Annotated in this window: 18 protein-coding genes; 14 read left to right on the top strand and 4 right to left on the bottom strand. The window is 38.4% G+C overall.

Annotated features, from left to right (window positions below):
* The first annotated feature begins 517 nt into the window (after positions 1–517).
* Genes IHV12_RS08570 through IHV12_RS23060 form a run of 6 tightly spaced genes read left to right on the top strand, consistent with a single transcriptional unit; the run spans position 518 to position 7106 of the window.
* Complete coding sequence (locus tag IHV12_RS08570) at positions 518–1807, top strand: ABC transporter substrate-binding protein (RefSeq protein WP_231620694.1); 1290 nt, start codon at positions 518–520, stop codon at positions 1805–1807.
* Positions 1785–3458: an ABC transporter permease gene (locus IHV12_RS08565; protein ID WP_197190584.1), complete on the top strand. Its 1674-nt coding sequence runs from the start codon at positions 1785–1787 to the stop codon at positions 3456–3458. Before IHV12_RS08570 ends, IHV12_RS08565 begins: the two co-directional genes overlap by 23 nt.
* A gap of 3 nt (positions 3459–3461) precedes the next feature.
* Positions 3462–4391 carry an ABC transporter ATP-binding protein gene (locus IHV12_RS08560; protein WP_197190583.1) on the top strand — a complete coding sequence of 310 codons (930 nt, stop codon included), beginning with the start codon at positions 3462–3464 and terminating at the stop codon, positions 4389–4391.
* Between the two features lie 27 nt (positions 4392–4418).
* Positions 4419–5072, top strand: coding sequence for a TVP38/TMEM64 family protein (locus tag IHV12_RS08555; protein WP_197190582.1), 654 nt, complete (start codon positions 4419–4421; stop codon positions 5070–5072).
* Between the two features lie 10 nt (positions 5073–5082).
* Positions 5083–5682: a CDP-alcohol phosphatidyltransferase family protein gene (locus IHV12_RS08550; protein ID WP_197190581.1), complete on the top strand. Its 600-nt coding sequence runs from the start codon at positions 5083–5085 to the stop codon at positions 5680–5682.
* The gene (locus IHV12_RS23060) at positions 5679–7106 is read left to right on the top strand and encodes a dihydrolipoyl dehydrogenase family protein (RefSeq protein WP_197190580.1); all 1428 of its coding nucleotides are present in this window, start codon (positions 5679–5681) and stop codon (positions 7104–7106) included. Before IHV12_RS08550 ends, IHV12_RS23060 begins: the two co-directional genes overlap by 4 nt.
* An 80-nt stretch (positions 7107–7186) precedes the next feature.
* Here the strand turns inward: IHV12_RS23060 and IHV12_RS08540 are convergent, their stop codons facing one another.
* Positions 7187–8263, bottom strand: coding sequence for an FAD-dependent oxidoreductase (locus IHV12_RS08540; RefSeq protein ID WP_197190579.1), 1077 nt, complete (start codon positions 8261–8263; stop codon positions 7187–7189).
* Positions 8264–8437: 174 nt separating this feature from the next.
* Between IHV12_RS08540 and IHV12_RS08535 the strand changes: the two genes are divergently transcribed.
* Positions 8438–9517, top strand: a complete 1080-nt coding sequence (locus tag IHV12_RS08535) for a diguanylate cyclase (protein ID WP_197190578.1) — start codon at positions 8438–8440, stop codon at positions 9515–9517.
* Positions 9518–9927: 410 nt separating this feature from the next.
* Here IHV12_RS08535 and IHV12_RS08530 read toward each other — a convergent pair whose 3' ends face one another.
* Positions 9928–10266 carry a hypothetical protein gene (locus IHV12_RS08530; protein WP_197190577.1) on the bottom strand — a complete coding sequence of 113 codons (339 nt, stop codon included), beginning with the start codon at positions 10264–10266 and terminating at the stop codon, positions 9928–9930.
* 239 nt (positions 10267–10505) lie between these two features.
* Between IHV12_RS08530 and IHV12_RS08525 the strand changes: the two genes are divergently transcribed.
* The 3 genes from IHV12_RS08525 to IHV12_RS08515 all read left to right on the top strand — a co-directional run bounded on the left by IHV12_RS08525 (position 10506) and on the right by IHV12_RS08515 (position 13433).
* On the top strand, positions 10506–11744 hold the full coding sequence (locus IHV12_RS08525) for a molybdopterin-dependent oxidoreductase (RefSeq protein ID WP_231620693.1): 1239 nt from the start codon (positions 10506–10508) through the stop codon (positions 11742–11744).
* A 189-nt stretch (positions 11745–11933) separates the two neighbouring features.
* The gene (locus IHV12_RS08520; protein ID WP_197190576.1) at positions 11934–12428 is read left to right on the top strand and encodes a GNAT family N-acetyltransferase; all 495 of its coding nucleotides are present in this window, start codon (positions 11934–11936) and stop codon (positions 12426–12428) included.
* A gap of 429 nt (positions 12429–12857) precedes the next feature.
* Positions 12858–13433 carry a hypothetical protein gene (locus IHV12_RS08515; RefSeq protein ID WP_197190575.1) on the top strand — a complete coding sequence of 192 codons (576 nt, stop codon included), beginning with the start codon at positions 12858–12860 and terminating at the stop codon, positions 13431–13433.
* 6 nt (positions 13434–13439) lie between these two features.
* Here IHV12_RS08515 and IHV12_RS08510 read toward each other — a convergent pair whose 3' ends face one another.
* Positions 13440–13736 carry a hypothetical protein gene (locus IHV12_RS08510; protein WP_197190574.1) on the bottom strand — a complete coding sequence of 99 codons (297 nt, stop codon included), beginning with the start codon at positions 13734–13736 and terminating at the stop codon, positions 13440–13442.
* Between the two features lie 121 nt (positions 13737–13857).
* Between IHV12_RS08510 and IHV12_RS08505 the strand changes: the two genes are divergently transcribed.
* The 4 genes from IHV12_RS08505 to IHV12_RS08490 all read left to right on the top strand — a co-directional run bounded on the left by IHV12_RS08505 (position 13858) and on the right by IHV12_RS08490 (position 16550).
* On the top strand, positions 13858–14871 hold the full coding sequence (locus tag IHV12_RS08505; RefSeq protein WP_197190573.1) for a Gfo/Idh/MocA family protein: 1014 nt from the start codon (positions 13858–13860) through the stop codon (positions 14869–14871).
* 75 nt (positions 14872–14946) lie between these two features.
* Complete coding sequence (locus IHV12_RS08500) at positions 14947–15432, top strand: DinB family protein (RefSeq protein ID WP_197190572.1); 486 nt, start codon at positions 14947–14949, stop codon at positions 15430–15432.
* Positions 15433–15444: 12 nt separating this feature from the next.
* The gene (locus tag IHV12_RS08495; protein WP_197190571.1) at positions 15445–15900 is read left to right on the top strand and encodes an SRPBCC family protein; all 456 of its coding nucleotides are present in this window, start codon (positions 15445–15447) and stop codon (positions 15898–15900) included.
* Positions 15901–16322: 422 nt separating this feature from the next.
* On the top strand, positions 16323–16550 hold the full coding sequence (locus IHV12_RS08490) for a hypothetical protein (protein WP_197127214.1): 228 nt from the start codon (positions 16323–16325) through the stop codon (positions 16548–16550).
* Between the two features lie 41 nt (positions 16551–16591).
* Here the strand turns inward: IHV12_RS08490 and IHV12_RS08485 are convergent, their stop codons facing one another.
* Positions 16592–16855 (bottom strand): hypothetical protein, encoded by a 264-nt coding sequence (locus tag IHV12_RS08485; RefSeq protein ID WP_197127215.1) that lies wholly within the window; start codon positions 16853–16855, stop codon positions 16592–16594.
* Positions 16856–16903: the final 48 nt, after the last annotated feature.

Raw genomic sequence — 16903 nt, 5'->3', positions numbered from 1 at the left:
TATTCATTGTTGCTTTTGACAGTTTTTGATTTCCGTTGCAGATGCTCGCTTTCCGCGGGGCAGGCGGTGAGCCACATTCGTACGTTCCACTTTTAAGTGTCTCACCTGGCTAGTTGCAGTGGCTAGCCCCTCGAGGTCAAAAGGTGAACGGTCAATAAGGCAAAATGCGCCTTCCTAGCCCATTCACCTTTTGCTTGTCGGGGCTGGACGAGCCACTTCCACTTTTCTGACTGCCCGCCTTAAGAAGTTCCTTGCTCCTGCGTCTACAAGTGATGCTTCGTAGTAAGCTTCCTCGTCGCATGCCTTGCAAGGAGTATCTCATGTGGTAGGCACGCACCTTCCACTACAATCAATGTCAAAGAAGAAAATAAAAAAGACTTGAAAATAGCCTTTTTTTTCTCGTTTTTCTTGAGATTCATAGCTTTCAATACATACATAAAAAAATATACAAAATTTCTTCAATATTTGTACGTGAGTTGGACAAAAAAAGGGAAACAATAAATTACCAATAAAAAGAATGAACCAAACGAAGAGAAGAAACGTTAGCTTAGTGGAGGGTGAGTATACGATGAAAAAAATGAGATTGTTGGTTTGGGTAATGCTGTTTTTATTCGTGTCAGCATGTTCCCCATCAACGGATGCAGCAAAAGAATCTAAAGCCATATTGAAAAAAGATTGGCGAGAAATTGAAGAGACCACTAACAAGACAGTCAGAATGTACATGTGGGGTGGAGACACAGGAATCAATCGTTATATGGATGATTGGGTCGCTCCACGGTTAAAGAAAGAATATAACATTACATTGAAACGAATACCGATGGATGCACCAGAATTCTTAAAAAAGCTATCAAATGAAAAAAGAGCAGAGAAAGATGAAGGAAACATGGATATCATCTGGATCAATGGCGAGAATTTCAAAAATGCAAAAGACAATGGGCTGTTATTTGGTCCGTTTGTTGATAAGATGCCAAATTACAAAAAATATGTGGATGCTAAGTCATTAGATATTCAATATGATTTTGGAACAAAAACAGAGGGCTTAGAAGCACCTTGGGGAAAAGTGCAGTTCGTTTATCAATATGATGAAGAAAAGGTGCCAAATCCACCTCAATCATTTAAAGAATTAGCTCAATGGGTTAAAGAAAATCCAGGGAAATTCACATACCCTGATCCTGCAGACTTTACAGGTAATGCTTTTGTTCGTCAATTATTTTATGAATCTAGTGGAAACGTAAAAAACATTTTGGACAATGGATATGATGAGGATTTTGCCCAGAAAAATAGTGTGAAGATGTGGGATTATTTGAACGAGATCAAACCTTATTTATGGAGAGAAGGGAAGACATATCCGAATAATCTAACAGAACTTGATCGTTTGTACAGCAAAGGCGAAGTATATATGACGATGGGTTATAACGAGGCGCGAGCAGAGAAATTAATGAAACAAAGTGTATTCCCCGCAACAACGAGATCGTTTGTTATGAAATCAGGTTCTTTAGGAAATGCTCACTTTTTAGCGATTCCTTTTAATAGTCCCAACAAAGAAGGTGCGATGACGGCTATTAATTTTATGCTATCTCCTGAGGCTCAGTTAACAAAGTTAGACTCGGAATTTTGGGGTGAAAATATGTCACTTGATCCAGCGCGACTTTCATCGGCAGATCAAAAGAAACTTCAAACCATCAAACGTGGAGAATCGGTTTTACCCGCTGAAACTTTAAAAAAATATTTGCAGCCAGAAATAGATTCAGAGTACGTTGCTTGGCTGAAGGAGAATTGGGTTAATGAAGTGGTTCAGAACAAGTAATCCTTATGTACTTTTGGCTCCAGCTGTTCTAATAACCATTCTTCTCCTCGGCTATGGAATAGTAATGGCGTTTCTAGAGAGTATTAAGTACTACAATCAACCAACCTTAAGCGTTTATCGAGAGCTGTTTAGTGATGAAATCTTTATCACTTCTATCCTATACAGTCTTCGAATTGCTTTTATATCAACGATTCTTTCCATTCTAATTGGGCTGATCATTGTCAGATCACTATATCCGATTCTAAAAGATAAGTTTCCAAAGTTAATCGCCTGGATGCCAATGGTCTTTCCACATTTCATTTGGGGTTATATGCTGTTTCTTCTCTTTTCCCAAACGGGGTATATTTCTTCGTTATTAAGTGGAATGGGGCTAATTGACCTGCCCAATGAGTTTCCTGTTCTGTTTAAAGATTCTTTTGGAATAGGTATCATTATCACTTACGTGTGGAAAGAGGTACCTTTTGTCATTCTGATGCTTCTTCCCGTATATGAACAACTATCGAACGCTCAAAAAGAGCTAGTGTATACACTTGGAGGGAGAAGATGGGATGTCTTCTGGCATGTTGAGAGGCCGTACGTTTTTCCTGTCCTGTTAGAGACGTTTTTTATCATCTTTGCTTTTGTTGTTTCCGCTTATGAAGTTCCTGCACTCCTAGGAGCAACCTACCCTAAGATGATTCCTGTCATCAGCTATGACTGGTTCTTTGGATCAGATTGGACAAAACAGCCGTACGCTTTTGCGGCAATGTTTCTTTTGACAATATTTATCGTTCTTATTGTCTTTTTAACATACGTGTTCACTAGGAAAGGAAGGATCCACTTATCTCAAAGCTCTGGATCATTTCACAATTTAAAAGCAGAAAATAGTAAGTATTCGAGAGTCCTGTTTTTTACTATGTTAGGAATGACGTTTCTGCCTATATTCATACTAGTTTTGACTAGTTTTGTCCAAGAGTGGGCATATGGCGAGCTCTTTCCAAGCTCATTTACGACCCGAGGCTGGTACGAAATGCTATGGCATGGTTCAAAATTTACAGAGGCGATCTATACTTCGTTAGGCATCAGCTTGCTAGTATTATTGCTGAATCTATTGATTGGACTTCCAGCTGCGAAAGGTCTGGCGTTTCATATCTTCCAAGGTAAAAGTGTAGTAGAGACGTTATTATTGTCACCTATCTTAATACCTTCTATTGTAATTGCGCTTGGTGTACATCTAACTTTTATTAAGCTTGGAATTGCTAATCATTGGACAGGAGTAGTCATTGTCAACCTATTACCAACTCTTCCTTACACGATAAAAGTGTTGCGCGCAGGATTTGAGCGAATCGGCAAAAGACAGGAAGAAATTGCGGTTTCTCTTGGTGCTGGTGCATGGGGGATATTCCGAAATGTTTATTTGCCACAGCTCATTCCGAGTATCCGAAGTGTTGTTTTTCTTGTTACTGTGATTTCACTCGGACAGTATTTTTTAACCGCACTTATCGGCGGTGGAGAAGTTAACACGATGGCAATCTTATTCTTTCCTTATTTTCAAACAACAAATGATGCAGTAATCGCAAGTTTTTCGATATTATTTGCCATGATACCTATAGCTGTGTGGCTGTTAATCGAAGGTGCTTTAAGACTACTTATTCCAAAACAACCGAGGTGAAGAATGGAATCTCATTTTATTGAATTAAGTGACATCAGAAAAGTTTACAAAGATAAAGAAGTACTGAATTTGAACCAATTGAGTGTAAAAAGGGGAGAGATTATTTCCGTAGTCGGTCCTTCGGGTACTGGGAAATCTACTTTACTTCGACTGATTGCTGGATTAGAGAAGACAGACACTGGAGAGATCAAGATTGATGGTGAATATTTAACAAACGTACCTCCACAAAAAAGGCCGGTAGTCTATATGTTCCAAGAATCACTTCTATTTCCGCATATGAACATCTTAGAAAATGTAGCTTTTGGACTAAAGATGGCAAAAGTCAGTAAAAATAAGAGATATGATAAAAGTAAAGAAATGATGAAAAGAGTGGGCTTAGAAGGTTTAGAATCTCGTTTTCCTCACGAGATTTCTGGTGGTCAGAAACAACGGGCAGCTTTGGCACGGTCTCTGATCGTACATCCTAAAGTTCTTTTATTGGACGAACCTTTCTCCAGTCTTGATATGGAACTTCGAAAAGAGACGAGGAGATGGATCAAACATCTATTAAAATCGGAAAACATAACCGTTTTGTTCGTCACGCATGATTTGGAGGAAGCGATGGCTTTTGGAGATCGTGTAGCCGTGTTAAATGAAGGTAGGCTCCAACAACTCGATCGTCCACATTTTTTATATGAATCTCCAGTTAATGCATTTGTAGCTTCGTTTCTTCAGGGGGGCATATGGACAAAAGAGCGCTTCATCCCCGTAAGCTGTCTTAAGATGGGACGAAATGATGATCAAAATGGAAGAAGTGCTGAAGTGATAGAAACCTATTATCAAGACGGAAAGTTTCATAGTGTTTTATCTATCGAACATTCAGAGGCTGTTATTACACTAACAACTGAAGAAAAGGTGAATGTTGGTGAACAGGTAAAGGTTTACGAAGGATAAGTGGTGTTAAGATTGGAGAAATAAGAGATGAAGAAGACGACTTTCTCTATTATATTTTTTGTTATTTTGGTTGTTTCACTTATTGTTTTGAATCAAACGGTTCTAGACGTTACTCCTCGATCAGTTCGTAGATGGATCTTAACAATGGGAGCTGTGGCACCTTTCGTATATGTTTTATTGTATTCCGTTAGACCTTTCGTTTTGTTTCCTGCTTCTGTTCTTTCTTTGACAGGAGGTTTAGCATTTGGGCCGGTGTGGGGATTCATTCTTACTCTTACTGGAGCTACGATTGGCGCTCTTCTTGCCTTTTTTGCTGCAAGAAAGATAGGGGCTCGTCGAATTGAATCTAGATGGGGAAGGAAATTGCACAAATTACAGAACGTGCTAGAAAAGAATGGATTTTTAGTCATCATCCTACTTCGGCTTATTCCGATTTTTCATTTTGATCTGATTAGTTATGCAGCGGGGATGTCTAAAGTAAAAAGCATCCAATTCTTTTTCGGGACATTAATAGGCATTGTTCCAGGAACTTTTGCTTATACGTTTCTAGGTGCGAGCACGGCAGCTGATACTTCAACCATCCTTTATATTGCAATAATTTTATTTATAATCATTACAGTTCTTCCCGTACTATATAAAAAACAGATCAAACAATACCTATCGGTGGAAGATCAGAAGTGAGGAGAAGTATATGCTAGATACTCATGCAAGAAAGTATGTGCAGCCGACTATTCTGAGTACGGCAAAGCTATTATTGAAAGCGGGACTTAGTGCGAATCAAGTTACTTGGATCGCTTTTATCATTGGGACTTCATCAGGTGTTTGGATCTATTTTGATAGACCGATCCTAGCTGTATGTGTCCTATGGTTTTCAGGGTTTCTCGATGCAGTTGATGGTTCGATGGCACGACTTACAAAACCATCTCCTTGGGGAACTGTATTAGATATTACGTTTGATCGAATTGTAGAGATTAGTGTGATCATTGGGTTAGCGCTTGCGTTCCCTGATTCACAGCTAGCACTTTTGCTCTTATCCGTGTCGATTATCGTTTCGATGACAATCTTTCTTACAGTAGGGGCAGTGAGTGAGAAGCAAGGCATGAAGTCATTCTACTATCAAGCAGGTTTAGCTGAACGGACAGAAGGCTTTATCTTGTTCAGTCTAATGATCTTATTCTCTAATTATTTGACGCTCATAACATTATTATTTTTTGTGATTGAACTTTATACAGCATTGCAAAGATTGCTTGAAGCTAAGAAAATCTTGCAACACAAGGAGAGAGAGATGTGAAGAAGTATGATGTTGTCATTATCGGCGGAGGTGCTGGAGGGCTTACAGTAGCTTCTGGAGCTAGTTCTCTTGGCGCGAAAGTAGCACTAATAGAAAAAGAACGGCATCTTGGTGGTGACTGTCTTCACGTTGGTTGTGTACCTTCAAAAGCACTTATACAAGCTTCAAAGGATATTTTTACTGCCAGAACCAAAGCGAAGGAACTTGGTCTTGATGTTTCTGGATCGGTTGACTTAGGAAAGGTAAATGAGCGTGTACAGCAATCCATACGTGTGATCCAAAAGCATGATAGTGATGAACGGTTTACGTCACTAGGTGTCGATCTGTATAAGGGAACGGGAACATTCACTTCAGCAAACACTGTGAGAGTTGATGACCAAGAGATATACGGGAAAAGGATTGTAATTGCTGCCGGTTCACGACCTCTCGTACCGCCGATTGAAGGTTTGCAGGAAGCGGGGTTTTGGACGAACGAAAACTTATTTGAGCAAAGAGAATTGCCAGAGAAGCTTGTTGTGATTGGCGGTGGTCCCATAGGGCTGGAACTATCACAAGCTTTATCACGATTAGGCTCCAAAGTTACTATAGTTGAAAAGGGAAAGAAACTCCTATCAACTGAGGATGAAAGTATCCAAAAAGCAGCGCTTTCCATATTGGAGAAGGAGTTAACGATTCAGTTAAATTCAGAAGTCAAAAAAGTAGAAATAACATTAAACGGAAGAAAAAGAGTCACGATACAAAAAGGTAATGAGCAATATACAGAGGAATATGACCAGATTCTTTTGGCTGTCGGTAGACAGCCAAATAGCAAAAATTTGAATCTGAATGCTGCCGGGGTGTTTCAGGATGAGCGAGGATTCATCCCAACAAATGAAAAGTTGCAGACGAATGTACCTCATATCTTTGCAATCGGAGACATTAACGGCAAATTTGCTTTTACACATGTAGCTGGGGAAGAAGGAAAAGTTGTCGTTCAGAATGCAATTCTTGGTGTACCAAAGAAAATGAGCTATGATCACATTCCCTGGAATATTTATACCCAACCTGAGATTTTTCATATAGGCATGACGGAACAAGAAACGCGAAAGTTAGGAATTAAGTTTTCGGTTTATGAAGTTCCTTTAACAGATGTTGATCGGTTTATCTCAGATCAAGAAGCGGATGGATTGATAAAAATTATTACCGACCAGAAGGGTAAGATCCTAGGTGGGCATGCGATAGGAAATGGTAGTGGTGATTGGATGCAGGCTGTTATTTTTGCAATGAAAAAGGGGAGCAAAATTGGAGACCTTTCACAGATGATCTATCCATATCCTAATCATGCCGCTGCTATTCAACGAACCGCTGATTTATACTGGAGGAGCAAGTTGTTTAGCGGTACATTACCAAAACTAACAAAAAAGTACATCAGTTGGTTTAGATAGAGTGGTACGAGCAGAAAATGTTCTGCTCGTTTTTTTGAGGACTTAATCAAAAGAATTTCATAAAGAAATTGTGGCTTGAATTAAAGGTGTTTGTTCATGAATTTTTGATCAATTCTATTCTTTAAGCTCCATGCCCATTTTCCATAAGTGACAAAATCACCATAAGTAAATAAACCGTGCTTTTCACCGGTCGAAAGGATAGAGACGAACTTTTTTTGTGGTTTGAACGGTACTAGTGGTCTGCCTGTGATTAAACGCTTAATATTTTTCCATAAAACAGGTCCTTGTCTAACCGCATAGACACCATTCTTCGGAAGATTAGGATAATCAGCCAGAGAGACACAATCACCAGCTCCAAACACATACGGATAATCAGCGTTCTGTAGTGTGTCATCAACGAGTAAATACCCTTTTTTGTCAGTCGAAAGCAATGCTTGTTTAAATAGAGAGCTTGCTTTTGGTCCGGTTACGGGCAGGATTGCTGAATACGCTATCTCTGTATCCTTATCAGTAATGATGATGTTGTTCTTCAATTTCTCTATCTTTTCATTTTCGTAGTATACGAGATTATGGTCATTAGCAATTTCTCTAATTTTCTGTGTCGCTTTGTTTCCATAAGAATGAAGAAGTGGAGAGGAGCTGATCAAGGTTACCGGGTTTTTCAAACTTTGATTTTGTCGCCAAGCGAATGTCGATAGGGCAAGCTCTACTCCAGCAGAACCACCTCCGACAATAACAGGGTTTTCGCTTGAGCGAAATTCTTTAATCTGCTCTATAAAGCGGTAGTTTGGTTTAATGTTCAAGCCAACAGTTTGGGTTAAGTCCGATGAGATCCCAGAACCAATATCAAAAGAAATCACATCAAAGTAATAGATTCCTCCAGAAAACCCTAATAACACTTTCTGCATGGGATCAAAAGAGATGATGGTGTCCTCTATAAACGAGACAGTGGCTCGACCGCATAAAGACTCTAAATCAATACGGATTTCATCTTCGTCATAAAGACCTTCTGTAAATCCTGAAAACATCCCTGAATAATATTGATATTTTGACGATGTAATAAGTGTAACTTCTAAATCACTAATTTCTTCATGCAAAAGACTACGGAGAATGGAAAGGTGAGCATGTCCACCACCGATTAATAAAAGCTTTGTCAATATGAACACTCCAGTTAAATTGATGAGTATTTTTACTTAATCATATAAGGATGATGTAAATCGTGCGAATGATTTGTTTAATTAAAGGTAAAAAAAGAGAAATGTAACAAATGAGTTGGTATTAATGTTAGTTTTTGGATGTATTATATGGTATTTTACTAGATGGTGATAAAAATGATAATTGTTAAACAGCTTTTTGCTAATCTTGCAATCTTAGTCGCACTATTGTTTCTGTATACCCAAATTAAGAGAGATCCACCGCTTAGAATGAATTCTTCTATAAAGAAAAAGCTCACAACAGGAGTTGCAGGGGGATTGTTCAGTAATATCCTCATGCAATACAGCATTCCGATCGGTACAACTCTGATTGATCTTCGACATATTCCGATTATTCTACTAGCCTATTTTGGTGGAGCAGTGCCGGCATTAGTAGGTATGGCTTTGGTTATTGTGGGGCGTTTTTTAATTGGGATAAACATCTCATCTTATACTTCAGGTTTGTTGATGATCGCTATTACATTGTTTGCTATCATAATTGCAAGAACGAACTTAAGTCATCAGATAAAAAAATGGTCGATGCTAACTTTTGCAAATCTATTAACTACCCTCTTATTTTTCTATCTGATTAAAGACCCGCAGTTGCTACTTTACTTAATTCCTGGGTATTGGTTCGTGTCGTTTCTCTCAGGTTATGTAGCGTTTCAAGTACTACATATTTTATTTAAGAGTCAGATGATGTTTGATAAGTATAAAGCAGAGTCTACGATCGATCCATTGACTGGGCTAAACAATGTAAGAAAATTTGATGAGGTATTTAACAGTTGTATGGCAGATCTTGAAAAGAAGAAAAAGCTGTCATTACTGTATATTGATATCGATTTCTTTAAAAAAATTAATGATACTTATGGGCACTCAGAAGGTGATGTTGTTTTAAAAGATTTAGGGTTGATCCTTAGATCATGCGCACGGCCAACGGACATTGTCAGCAGGAACGGCGGAGAAGAATTTACTGTTTTACTCATAGATTGTTCACTGGATCAAGCAAAAAAAATTGCGGAAAGAATTAGGACAACCGTGGAAGAGCATGCATTCCTCTTAAACAGTGGCACAGAAGTGAACATTACGGTTTCAGTTGGATTATCTAACTTTCCTGAAACAACAACGATTGGAAGCTTGGTGATTAAAGACGCAGACAAAGCACTATATGAAGCAAAGAGAACAGGCAGAAATAGAGTGTGTATTGCTAAACAATAGAAGATATAAAGAAAGGAACGAGGATTATGTCGTTCCTTTTTTTTCTAGAATGAAATAGAGTTGTTATTGTCGTTGACTCCTGGTGGTCCGATGGCGACGACGCTAATATTTCTGCAATCAATAATAAAAGTGCGTGTAATTCCTAAATCGTCTATATAAGAAAAGTAAGCGCAGCAGGAATTCGAATCAAACTTCAACAGTTGAAATATAGTGGAGCCTTCTTGCAATTCTCCTGTAAGTTGAATAGGGTCCCGTGTTCCTTTATTTAAAAGAAATATAGATGGATTCATACTGGCATCACAATTCGTGGAAAGTTTCTCTGCTAGTTCCTTTAAAACACAACATGCACATCCACTGCATTTTGAATGGTTTGAACAGCCACAGTTTTTTAGCATAAGTGCTCCTCCCCTTTATTGAAGCGGTACGATTCCACTGATCTCGTGACAGTCAACTGCGACTTGCAATGTAACAGTATTTTGTTCAATTCTGATTTCAAAGAATGTACAGCAACTTTCTGGATCAAACCTAAGAAATCGAAAAGGAATTGGTGTTTCGCCGACTGGTTGATTTTGACCTTTAGGAAGAATGTAGAAAAACTGATTATTTGCCGTACATCCATCTGTACATTCTTCGTTTAGTCTCCTAAATATTTCACATATACAGCTATCACAGTTATTCGAATCAATCTTTTTTTCAAAATGTGACGGATGATGCTGTGAGAATAAGCTGTTTTTTGATTGCTTCATCATCAGAGCCTCCCCCTAATATAATCTCGAGAATAATATATGCATAGGCAACTGCGGAGTGACAAAAATAATGGAATTACAAGTATTCAACAAGAGGGAAAAGGCTATGAATTAGTGAATTAATATATATATAATGATCGATTTGTTCGTTTTTTTCGTATTCTTTCTATAGGTTCTATTACGACATTTATAAGTTTAGATTCTATCTAATAAATCATGCTAAAGAAGGAGAGAAGGGTAGAATGAACATTAAAGGCTTATTTCAGCAGAACATGAATTTTGGTAAGAAATTAATCCGCCTGCACCATGTTAACGCTCTCCTTTTTTTAGTTTTAAGTGTAACGGGCTTTGTTTTATTTTCATCTTCATTCCGCTCAGCACTTCCAACATTCAGAGTATGGATAAAAGATATCCATATCTGGATCGGCATCGTTTTTTGTTTGCCCCTCCTTTTTTATATACCTAAAATGCGAAAACACTTAAAGTCTTTAAGTAAAAAGAAAGAACACCGTGTGAACCTGTATGTTGTACTTAGTATTGTAACGGTACTGATCATAAGCGGACTGCAGCTTACGTTTCATCGCCAATTTCCACCAGTCGTAAGTTCTGTATCTTTATTTTTTCATGATGCTGCAACATGGTTCGGGGTTCCTTACGCCACGTATCACAGCATAACGCGAAGCAAGTGGTTTAAACGATTAACTGCAGGCAAGACTGTCGATCTGCCTCAGGAAGAACCGATGATTATTAGTGAAGAGAATCCGATCTATAGAAGACGGACATTTTTAAAACTTTTAAGCGGAAGTATTATTGCAGTAGCGTTTCTGCCTTCATTCTTAAAATGGATCAAACCATTTTTGCCTGAGAATGCAGGACCCAGTGAACAAGCTTTACCAGATGGAAACAATTTAAATCCGCTGCCGAGTCCAAGTCCAAAGTCTGCCCCTCCTGTTGGTGGTGGACGAAGAGGGGAATTCCGCTATTACACCGTGACGGAGATTCCAGAGATCAATAATGATAATTTCAGCTTAGCGATTGATGGACTTGTAGAAAGAAAACAAAAGTGGAATTGGAATCAGTTTGTGAACGTACACCGTGATGTGCAAGTCAGCGATTTTCATTGTGTGACAGGATGGAGTGTATATGACGTTACATGGGAGGGAATTCCTCTTAAGAAATTGTTACAAGAAGCAGGTGTGAAGGAGAAAGCAAAGTATGTGAAGTTTTATTCGGCTGATGGTGTCTACACGGATACGCTTACGGTTGAGCAGGCGATGATGGATGACATCATGGTGGCTGTGTTGATCGATGGTAAACTGATTTCACAGAACAACGGAGGACCAGTCCGATTAATCGTACCTAAAATGTATGCATACAAATCCGTGAAATGGCTGAATCGAATTGAGTTAATACAAAAGGAGCACGTTGGGTATTGGGAAAAAAGAGGATATGACAAGAATGCCTGGATAAAATCAATCTAAAGTTAAACAACCTCCATTAATTTCACGGTAACTTCTCATATATTCACGGATAGCGTTAATAATTTCACGGATAACTCTCATAATTTCACGTATAAAATTTTTTATCCGATTTTCGACAAATCCCCCTTCTTTTCCATGAAAAGGAGTATTAAAATAAATGAAAAGCAATGTGATGAAGGGGCAAAGGGAATGGAAATTGTTGAGATACGGAATGTTGACGAATGTACAGACGAGCTTTCTGATCTATTAATAAAAGTAGTAGAAGAAGGAGCTTCCATCGGATTCTTGCCTCCGCTAAAAAAACAAGAAGCTGATGATTTTTGGAAAAGCTGTGTGAGTCCTGACATCATGTTTTGGGTTGCAAAAATAGATGGTGCGATCGCAGCCACCATTCAGCTTCACTTGTGCAAAAAACCAAACGGCACTCATCGTGCAGAGGTAGCGAAGCTGATGACACACCCAGCGTTCAGACAAAAAGGAATCGGGCGAAAACTGCTGCTTCACGCAGAACAAAGAGCAAAAGAAATTGGACGGTCACTGCTTGTCTTAGATACAAGAGAAGGGGATCCGTCAAATCTACTATATCAGTCGTTTGGTTTTCAAGAGGCTGGGCGAATACCTTTTTTCGCTAAGAATGAAAAAGGTGGATTAGACACAACCATCTTGTACTATAAAACGATTTGACTCATAACTTTTTGCCGTCACTAGATGAAGATATTGCTCTTCGAGTGCGGCATTTTTTTCGTTCTTAATGTTACATAAAGTGTGATTATAAGTAGCAAGTTCAATCTTAATTCCTCCCAATACGAGGTAAGTTAACGAATTTGCCATAAGATTGTTACGAAAGTATGAAAATCCTTATTTTTCCTATTATTAAATCCCCATTCCTTTACAATTAAATTGAAGTATAGGTAAAGGAAGGAAGGGGTTTGTTTGGATCGCCAACTATTAATCTCAATTGTCATAATCACTATTTTATTTGAGAGTTTATTTGTTTACTTACTTCTATTGTATAAGAAAGGAAAAATAGATCAGAACCCAATATTATTACTCTTCAAAAAGGAGTGGAACATTTTATATCATGCCTTCTTTAAATGGAGAACCAAAAAACGTATGATGATTCAGAATGATAGTTACCTCTTTCATAAAAACTCCAACTATTTTTATCTATTTCTTGCATTAATCCACGAGCAGATCATTGAGATGATCGTGTTTCATATTTACCTAAAAAAAGAAGAGCCTGATATAGCTCTTATTATGCTAGTTTTACATATTTACAGTGTAATTTACATGTTGGGTGATTATAACTTATTGAGAAATACCCCATTTCGTATCACCAAAGATAAAGTAGTGATGAAAATTGGTGCTAGACGATCTCTATATTTCGATTTAAGCCAGATTGACTATATACAGCCTGCCTCAATAAAATACAACAAAAGTGGAGGTATCATAAATGAAAAGAAAGTATTCCATGCTACCGCTTTTCCTAGAATTCTAACTATAATATTTGGAATAAGTGACGAATTGAAATACGAAATTATATTAAAACAGCCTGTAGATGCACGAGGTTACTTCGGACAAAAACAAAAAACAAATAAGGTATTGCTCTATATGGATAATTCTTCAGAGTTTGTCAATGAACTTCAAAATCGACTGGATATTACCGGCACAACAACTAAATTAGTATAGCGGTTCCTATCGATAAGGCTTTTCAGGATTTCGATTCCGAAAAGCTTCAATTGAAATAAGGTATGAGAAATAAACCCCGATTGCTGCATTGCCATAAAACACACCCATGAATATCCCTGCCCATAGATTTCCTGGATGAGCAAAAACTATTGATATGAATAACCCTAAGACATTAGCGATAGAATTTAGCCATGTACGGAGTTTAGGAAACAAGACCTTCAAAATAATTAACACTAGAATGATGATCGGAACCGCGATAATAGCATCCCAAAAATTTGTATGGACGACCGGAAACTCTTCCACTTTACATGCTCCTATTCTGCAAGAAGATTCTACTAGCTTTGACGTATAACCAAAAATATAAAACTTTTAATTCTCGTTATGTATAATGAATGTAAATCTAGCTTGAGGAGTGGTGAAGGTAATGAATGTAGCTCTACTCAGTAAATGGCACGTGCATGCTGTCGATTATGCACGAGAAGCATTGGAGAATGAATCGATCACAATAAAAACAGTATGGGATGAAAACAAAGAGCGGGGTACCCAGTGGGCGGAAGAATTGGGGGTATCGTTTGAAGCGGACCTACAGAATGTGCTAGATGATTCGAACATCCACGGTGTAATTGTTACTACAGCTACCAACCGTCATAAAGAGATCATTATTGCTGCTGCGAACCATGGAAAACACATTTTCACTGAAAAAGTCCTCGCTTTTACAGTAAAAGAGTGCGAAGAAATTTTAGAGGCAGTAGATAGAAATAACGTACAACTCATGGTCAATCTACCAAGGCTTACAGAAAGCTTTTACCTCTATGCGCAACAAGCAGTAAACAAAGGACTCCTTGGGAATCTTACATACATCAGATGCCGTGTTGCACATAACGGATCTGTACCTTCGGAAGAAAATCCAAAGGGGTGGCTTCCACCGTACTTTTATCATAAAGAAGAGTGTGGTGGAGGTGCGCTGATCGATCTTGGGGCACACCCGATCTATTTAACGAATCGTTTAGGCGGGAACGTAAAAGCAGTAATCGGTAAACTGAATGAATTATTCAAATTAGGCGTAGATGATAACGCTGTCGTTATGGTGGAGTATGAATCAGGTGCTATGGGTATGATCGAGACGGGTTTCCTATCTTATGGAAGTCCGCATCAACTCGAACTTTATGGCACGGAAGGTACAATCATGGTAGAAGGACAAGAGGTAAGGATTAAAAGTAAGCACCTTAACACAGAGGATTGGGTAAACCCAGAGCTGCCGAATCCGATTTCTTCAAATATGGAGCAATGGGTTGATGCCATTGAAAAAGGTACAAAATCGACGATTTCAAGAGATGACATCGTAAATTTAACCGCCATAAATCAAGCGGCGGCAATTTCGAGTAAAGAAGGTCGTCGGGTACTGTTAACAGAATTAGAAGTGAAGCAAAATATTTGAAGTTAATAAAAAGGAAATTAACCTCCTTGTGCAGAATGTATGTTCGTAAACAGTTCTGCACAAGGAGGTTTTTTTATGCATCAAAAAACAATTTTTTTGAATCAAATGGCAGCCAACCATAATGAACCAAACTGGTTTGTCCCCATTGATCGGGCACTTGAAGGACTTACAGCTGAACAAGCAAGAGAAAAAACAGGAGATAGCAACTCCATATGGGAGATCGTCAACCACTTGATTTTCTGGAACGAACGCTACTTACAGAGGTTTAAAGGAAATTCGCCTCAGCAAAAGATTGAAAGCAATGATGAGACGTTTGAGAACGAAAACAGTCAGGACTGGGAAACAACTAAAAATCAATTGTTTGCTATACTAACGGATTGGGCCTCGGTAATAAAAGAAGCAGATGATCGTTTTTTTGAGATTTCTGCTCATGAAGACCGTCACGATCCTTGGTATTCTGTGCTTGCTAATGTAAACATCCATAATGCCTATCATATCGGGCAGATCATAGAGATCAGAAAATCAAAAGGGAACTGGGATTCTAAAAAAGGTGTTCATTAAGGGGGCGAGAATGTGGAGAATCTGAAGTTTGTATATGTTACTTACATAGAGACTTCTACTAAGAAAGTGTGGGAGGCTCTGACTAATGGAGATCTAACAGAACAATACTTTTTCGGCAGTCGAGTGGATTCAGAATGGAAAGAAGGTTCACAGATTACGTATTCACGGGGCAGTAAGGTTACTGATTGGGGAGAAATCTTAACGTGTGAGCCAGAAAAGAGGCTTTCCTTTACTTGGATCAATAAGTGGGATGAAGAAGAGCGACAAGAGCCAACCATTGCGACATTTCTGCTAAAGGAGATGAACGGTACAGTGCGATTGACACTGCGTCATGAGAATTTGAAGGATGCAGATCTTGTAGAGGATGAAGATACGTTCGTAGGATTTAACAACGGCTGGCCAGCGATCTTGAGCAACTTGAAAACAATGCTAGAAACTGGACGAACATTGCCACCAGTAATTTCTTGATTACTACTTAAAAAGGGGAGAGAGATTCTCCCTTTTTTTATGTAACGAACCATTCACCTTTAAGCGAAGCGATTATTATTAAAGTAAAGGCCAGGTTGTTCGCTCACAATATTATTTCTGTATTACCAGAGCAAAACATATCATCTAATGTTGTCCACTCTTGACTCTTAGGATAAATGTATTGCTTTTCTTCTTTTACAGATTACACATTCTTCTAGTGAAGTAGAAGATTTAGGATATTGTGCGCTTGTTGTACATAGAAATTCTTCCAAATTGTTGTGCCCCCTTCTAAAATACTAAAGGCTAAGTCTAGTAAAGAAACTATGAAAATTATTGTGAAATCACTTAACAGTTCATAGGTCTCAGTTTTAAAAAATTGGGAGAAGGGAATTAGTAAACAAAACATAAAGGAGGTGGCTAGCATGTCTGTTTATGACCAGATCAGCTCTTGTTGCAGCAGGATCGAGAAAGCAGACACAAAGGAAGATGTACTTCGCGAAGTAGATAAGCTGGACAACTACGCCTCTTATCTAAACGCAGAGAAAGCAAAACGACTTCATATTTATTGTGATAACATTCGTAAACTAAATGTTGATGTTCGAACAGAAACGGTCAACCAAGCAGGGTTTATTCGAAATTTATTTGCCTAACATAAAGATCCCTCATGATTTTTTCATGAGGGATTCGTACGTTAATCGTACCTTGTTTCCTGCAGTGCAGCTTGCGTTTCATGAAGATGTCTCAAATATTCTTTGGCATGATGAATGTGTTTCTTTTCTTCATCTGACATTCCTTCACCTGCGTCATGTATGGATTGCTGAGCAGTTTCGAGCCTTAATTTTGCTGTTTGAAAACAAGAGGGCGTTTGGTTTGCTTGAGCTTCTATCATAGCTTCATCCGCACGTTTTACATGGTCTAGTGCTTCTTGAATCTTTGGACTTATTTGATGATCCATTTCTATGATCTCCCATTCACTATTTGATTTTAGGTCTGTTTAGAATTC

It is taken from the genome of Fictibacillus sp. 7GRE50 (genome assembly GCF_015903875.1).
Lineage (GTDB): Bacteria > Bacillota > Bacilli > Bacillales > Fictibacillaceae > Fictibacillus > Fictibacillus phosphorivorans.
This window is presented reverse-complemented; position numbering and strand designations above follow the sequence as displayed.

Coding starts and splice junctions, on each gene's coding strand:
- IHV12_RS08515 (WP_197190575.1), top strand. CDS start 12,858: ATGATGATTCAGAATGATAGTTACCTCTTTCATAAAAACTCCAACTAT.
- IHV12_RS08555 (WP_197190582.1), top strand. CDS start 4,419: ATGAAGAAGACGACTTTCTCTATTATATTTTTTGTTATTTTGGTTGTT.
- IHV12_RS08485 (WP_197127215.1), bottom strand. CDS start 16,855: ATGGATCATCAAATAAGTCCAAAGATTCAAGAAGCACTAGACCATGTA.
- IHV12_RS08535 (WP_197190578.1), top strand. CDS start 8,438: ATGATAATTGTTAAACAGCTTTTTGCTAATCTTGCAATCTTAGTCGCA.
- IHV12_RS08565 (WP_197190584.1), top strand. CDS start 1,785: ATGAAGTGGTTCAGAACAAGTAATCCTTATGTACTTTTGGCTCCAGCT.
- IHV12_RS08500 (WP_197190572.1), top strand. CDS start 14,947: ATGCATCAAAAAACAATTTTTTTGAATCAAATGGCAGCCAACCATAAT.
- IHV12_RS08570 (WP_231620694.1), top strand. CDS start 518: ATGAACCAAACGAAGAGAAGAAACGTTAGCTTAGTGGAGGGTGAGTAT.
- IHV12_RS08530 (WP_197190577.1), bottom strand. CDS start 10,266: ATGATGAAGCAATCAAAAAACAGCTTATTCTCACAGCATCATCCGTCA.
- IHV12_RS08505 (WP_197190573.1), top strand. CDS start 13,858: ATGAATGTAGCTCTACTCAGTAAATGGCACGTGCATGCTGTCGATTAT.
- IHV12_RS08560 (WP_197190583.1), top strand. CDS start 3,462: ATGGAATCTCATTTTATTGAATTAAGTGACATCAGAAAAGTTTACAAA.
- IHV12_RS08520 (WP_197190576.1), top strand. CDS start 11,934: ATGGAAATTGTTGAGATACGGAATGTTGACGAATGTACAGACGAGCTT.
- IHV12_RS08550 (WP_197190581.1), top strand. CDS start 5,083: ATGCTAGATACTCATGCAAGAAAGTATGTGCAGCCGACTATTCTGAGT.
- IHV12_RS08525 (WP_231620693.1), top strand. CDS start 10,506: ATGAACATTAAAGGCTTATTTCAGCAGAACATGAATTTTGGTAAGAAA.
- IHV12_RS08490 (WP_197127214.1), top strand. CDS start 16,323: ATGTCTGTTTATGACCAGATCAGCTCTTGTTGCAGCAGGATCGAGAAA.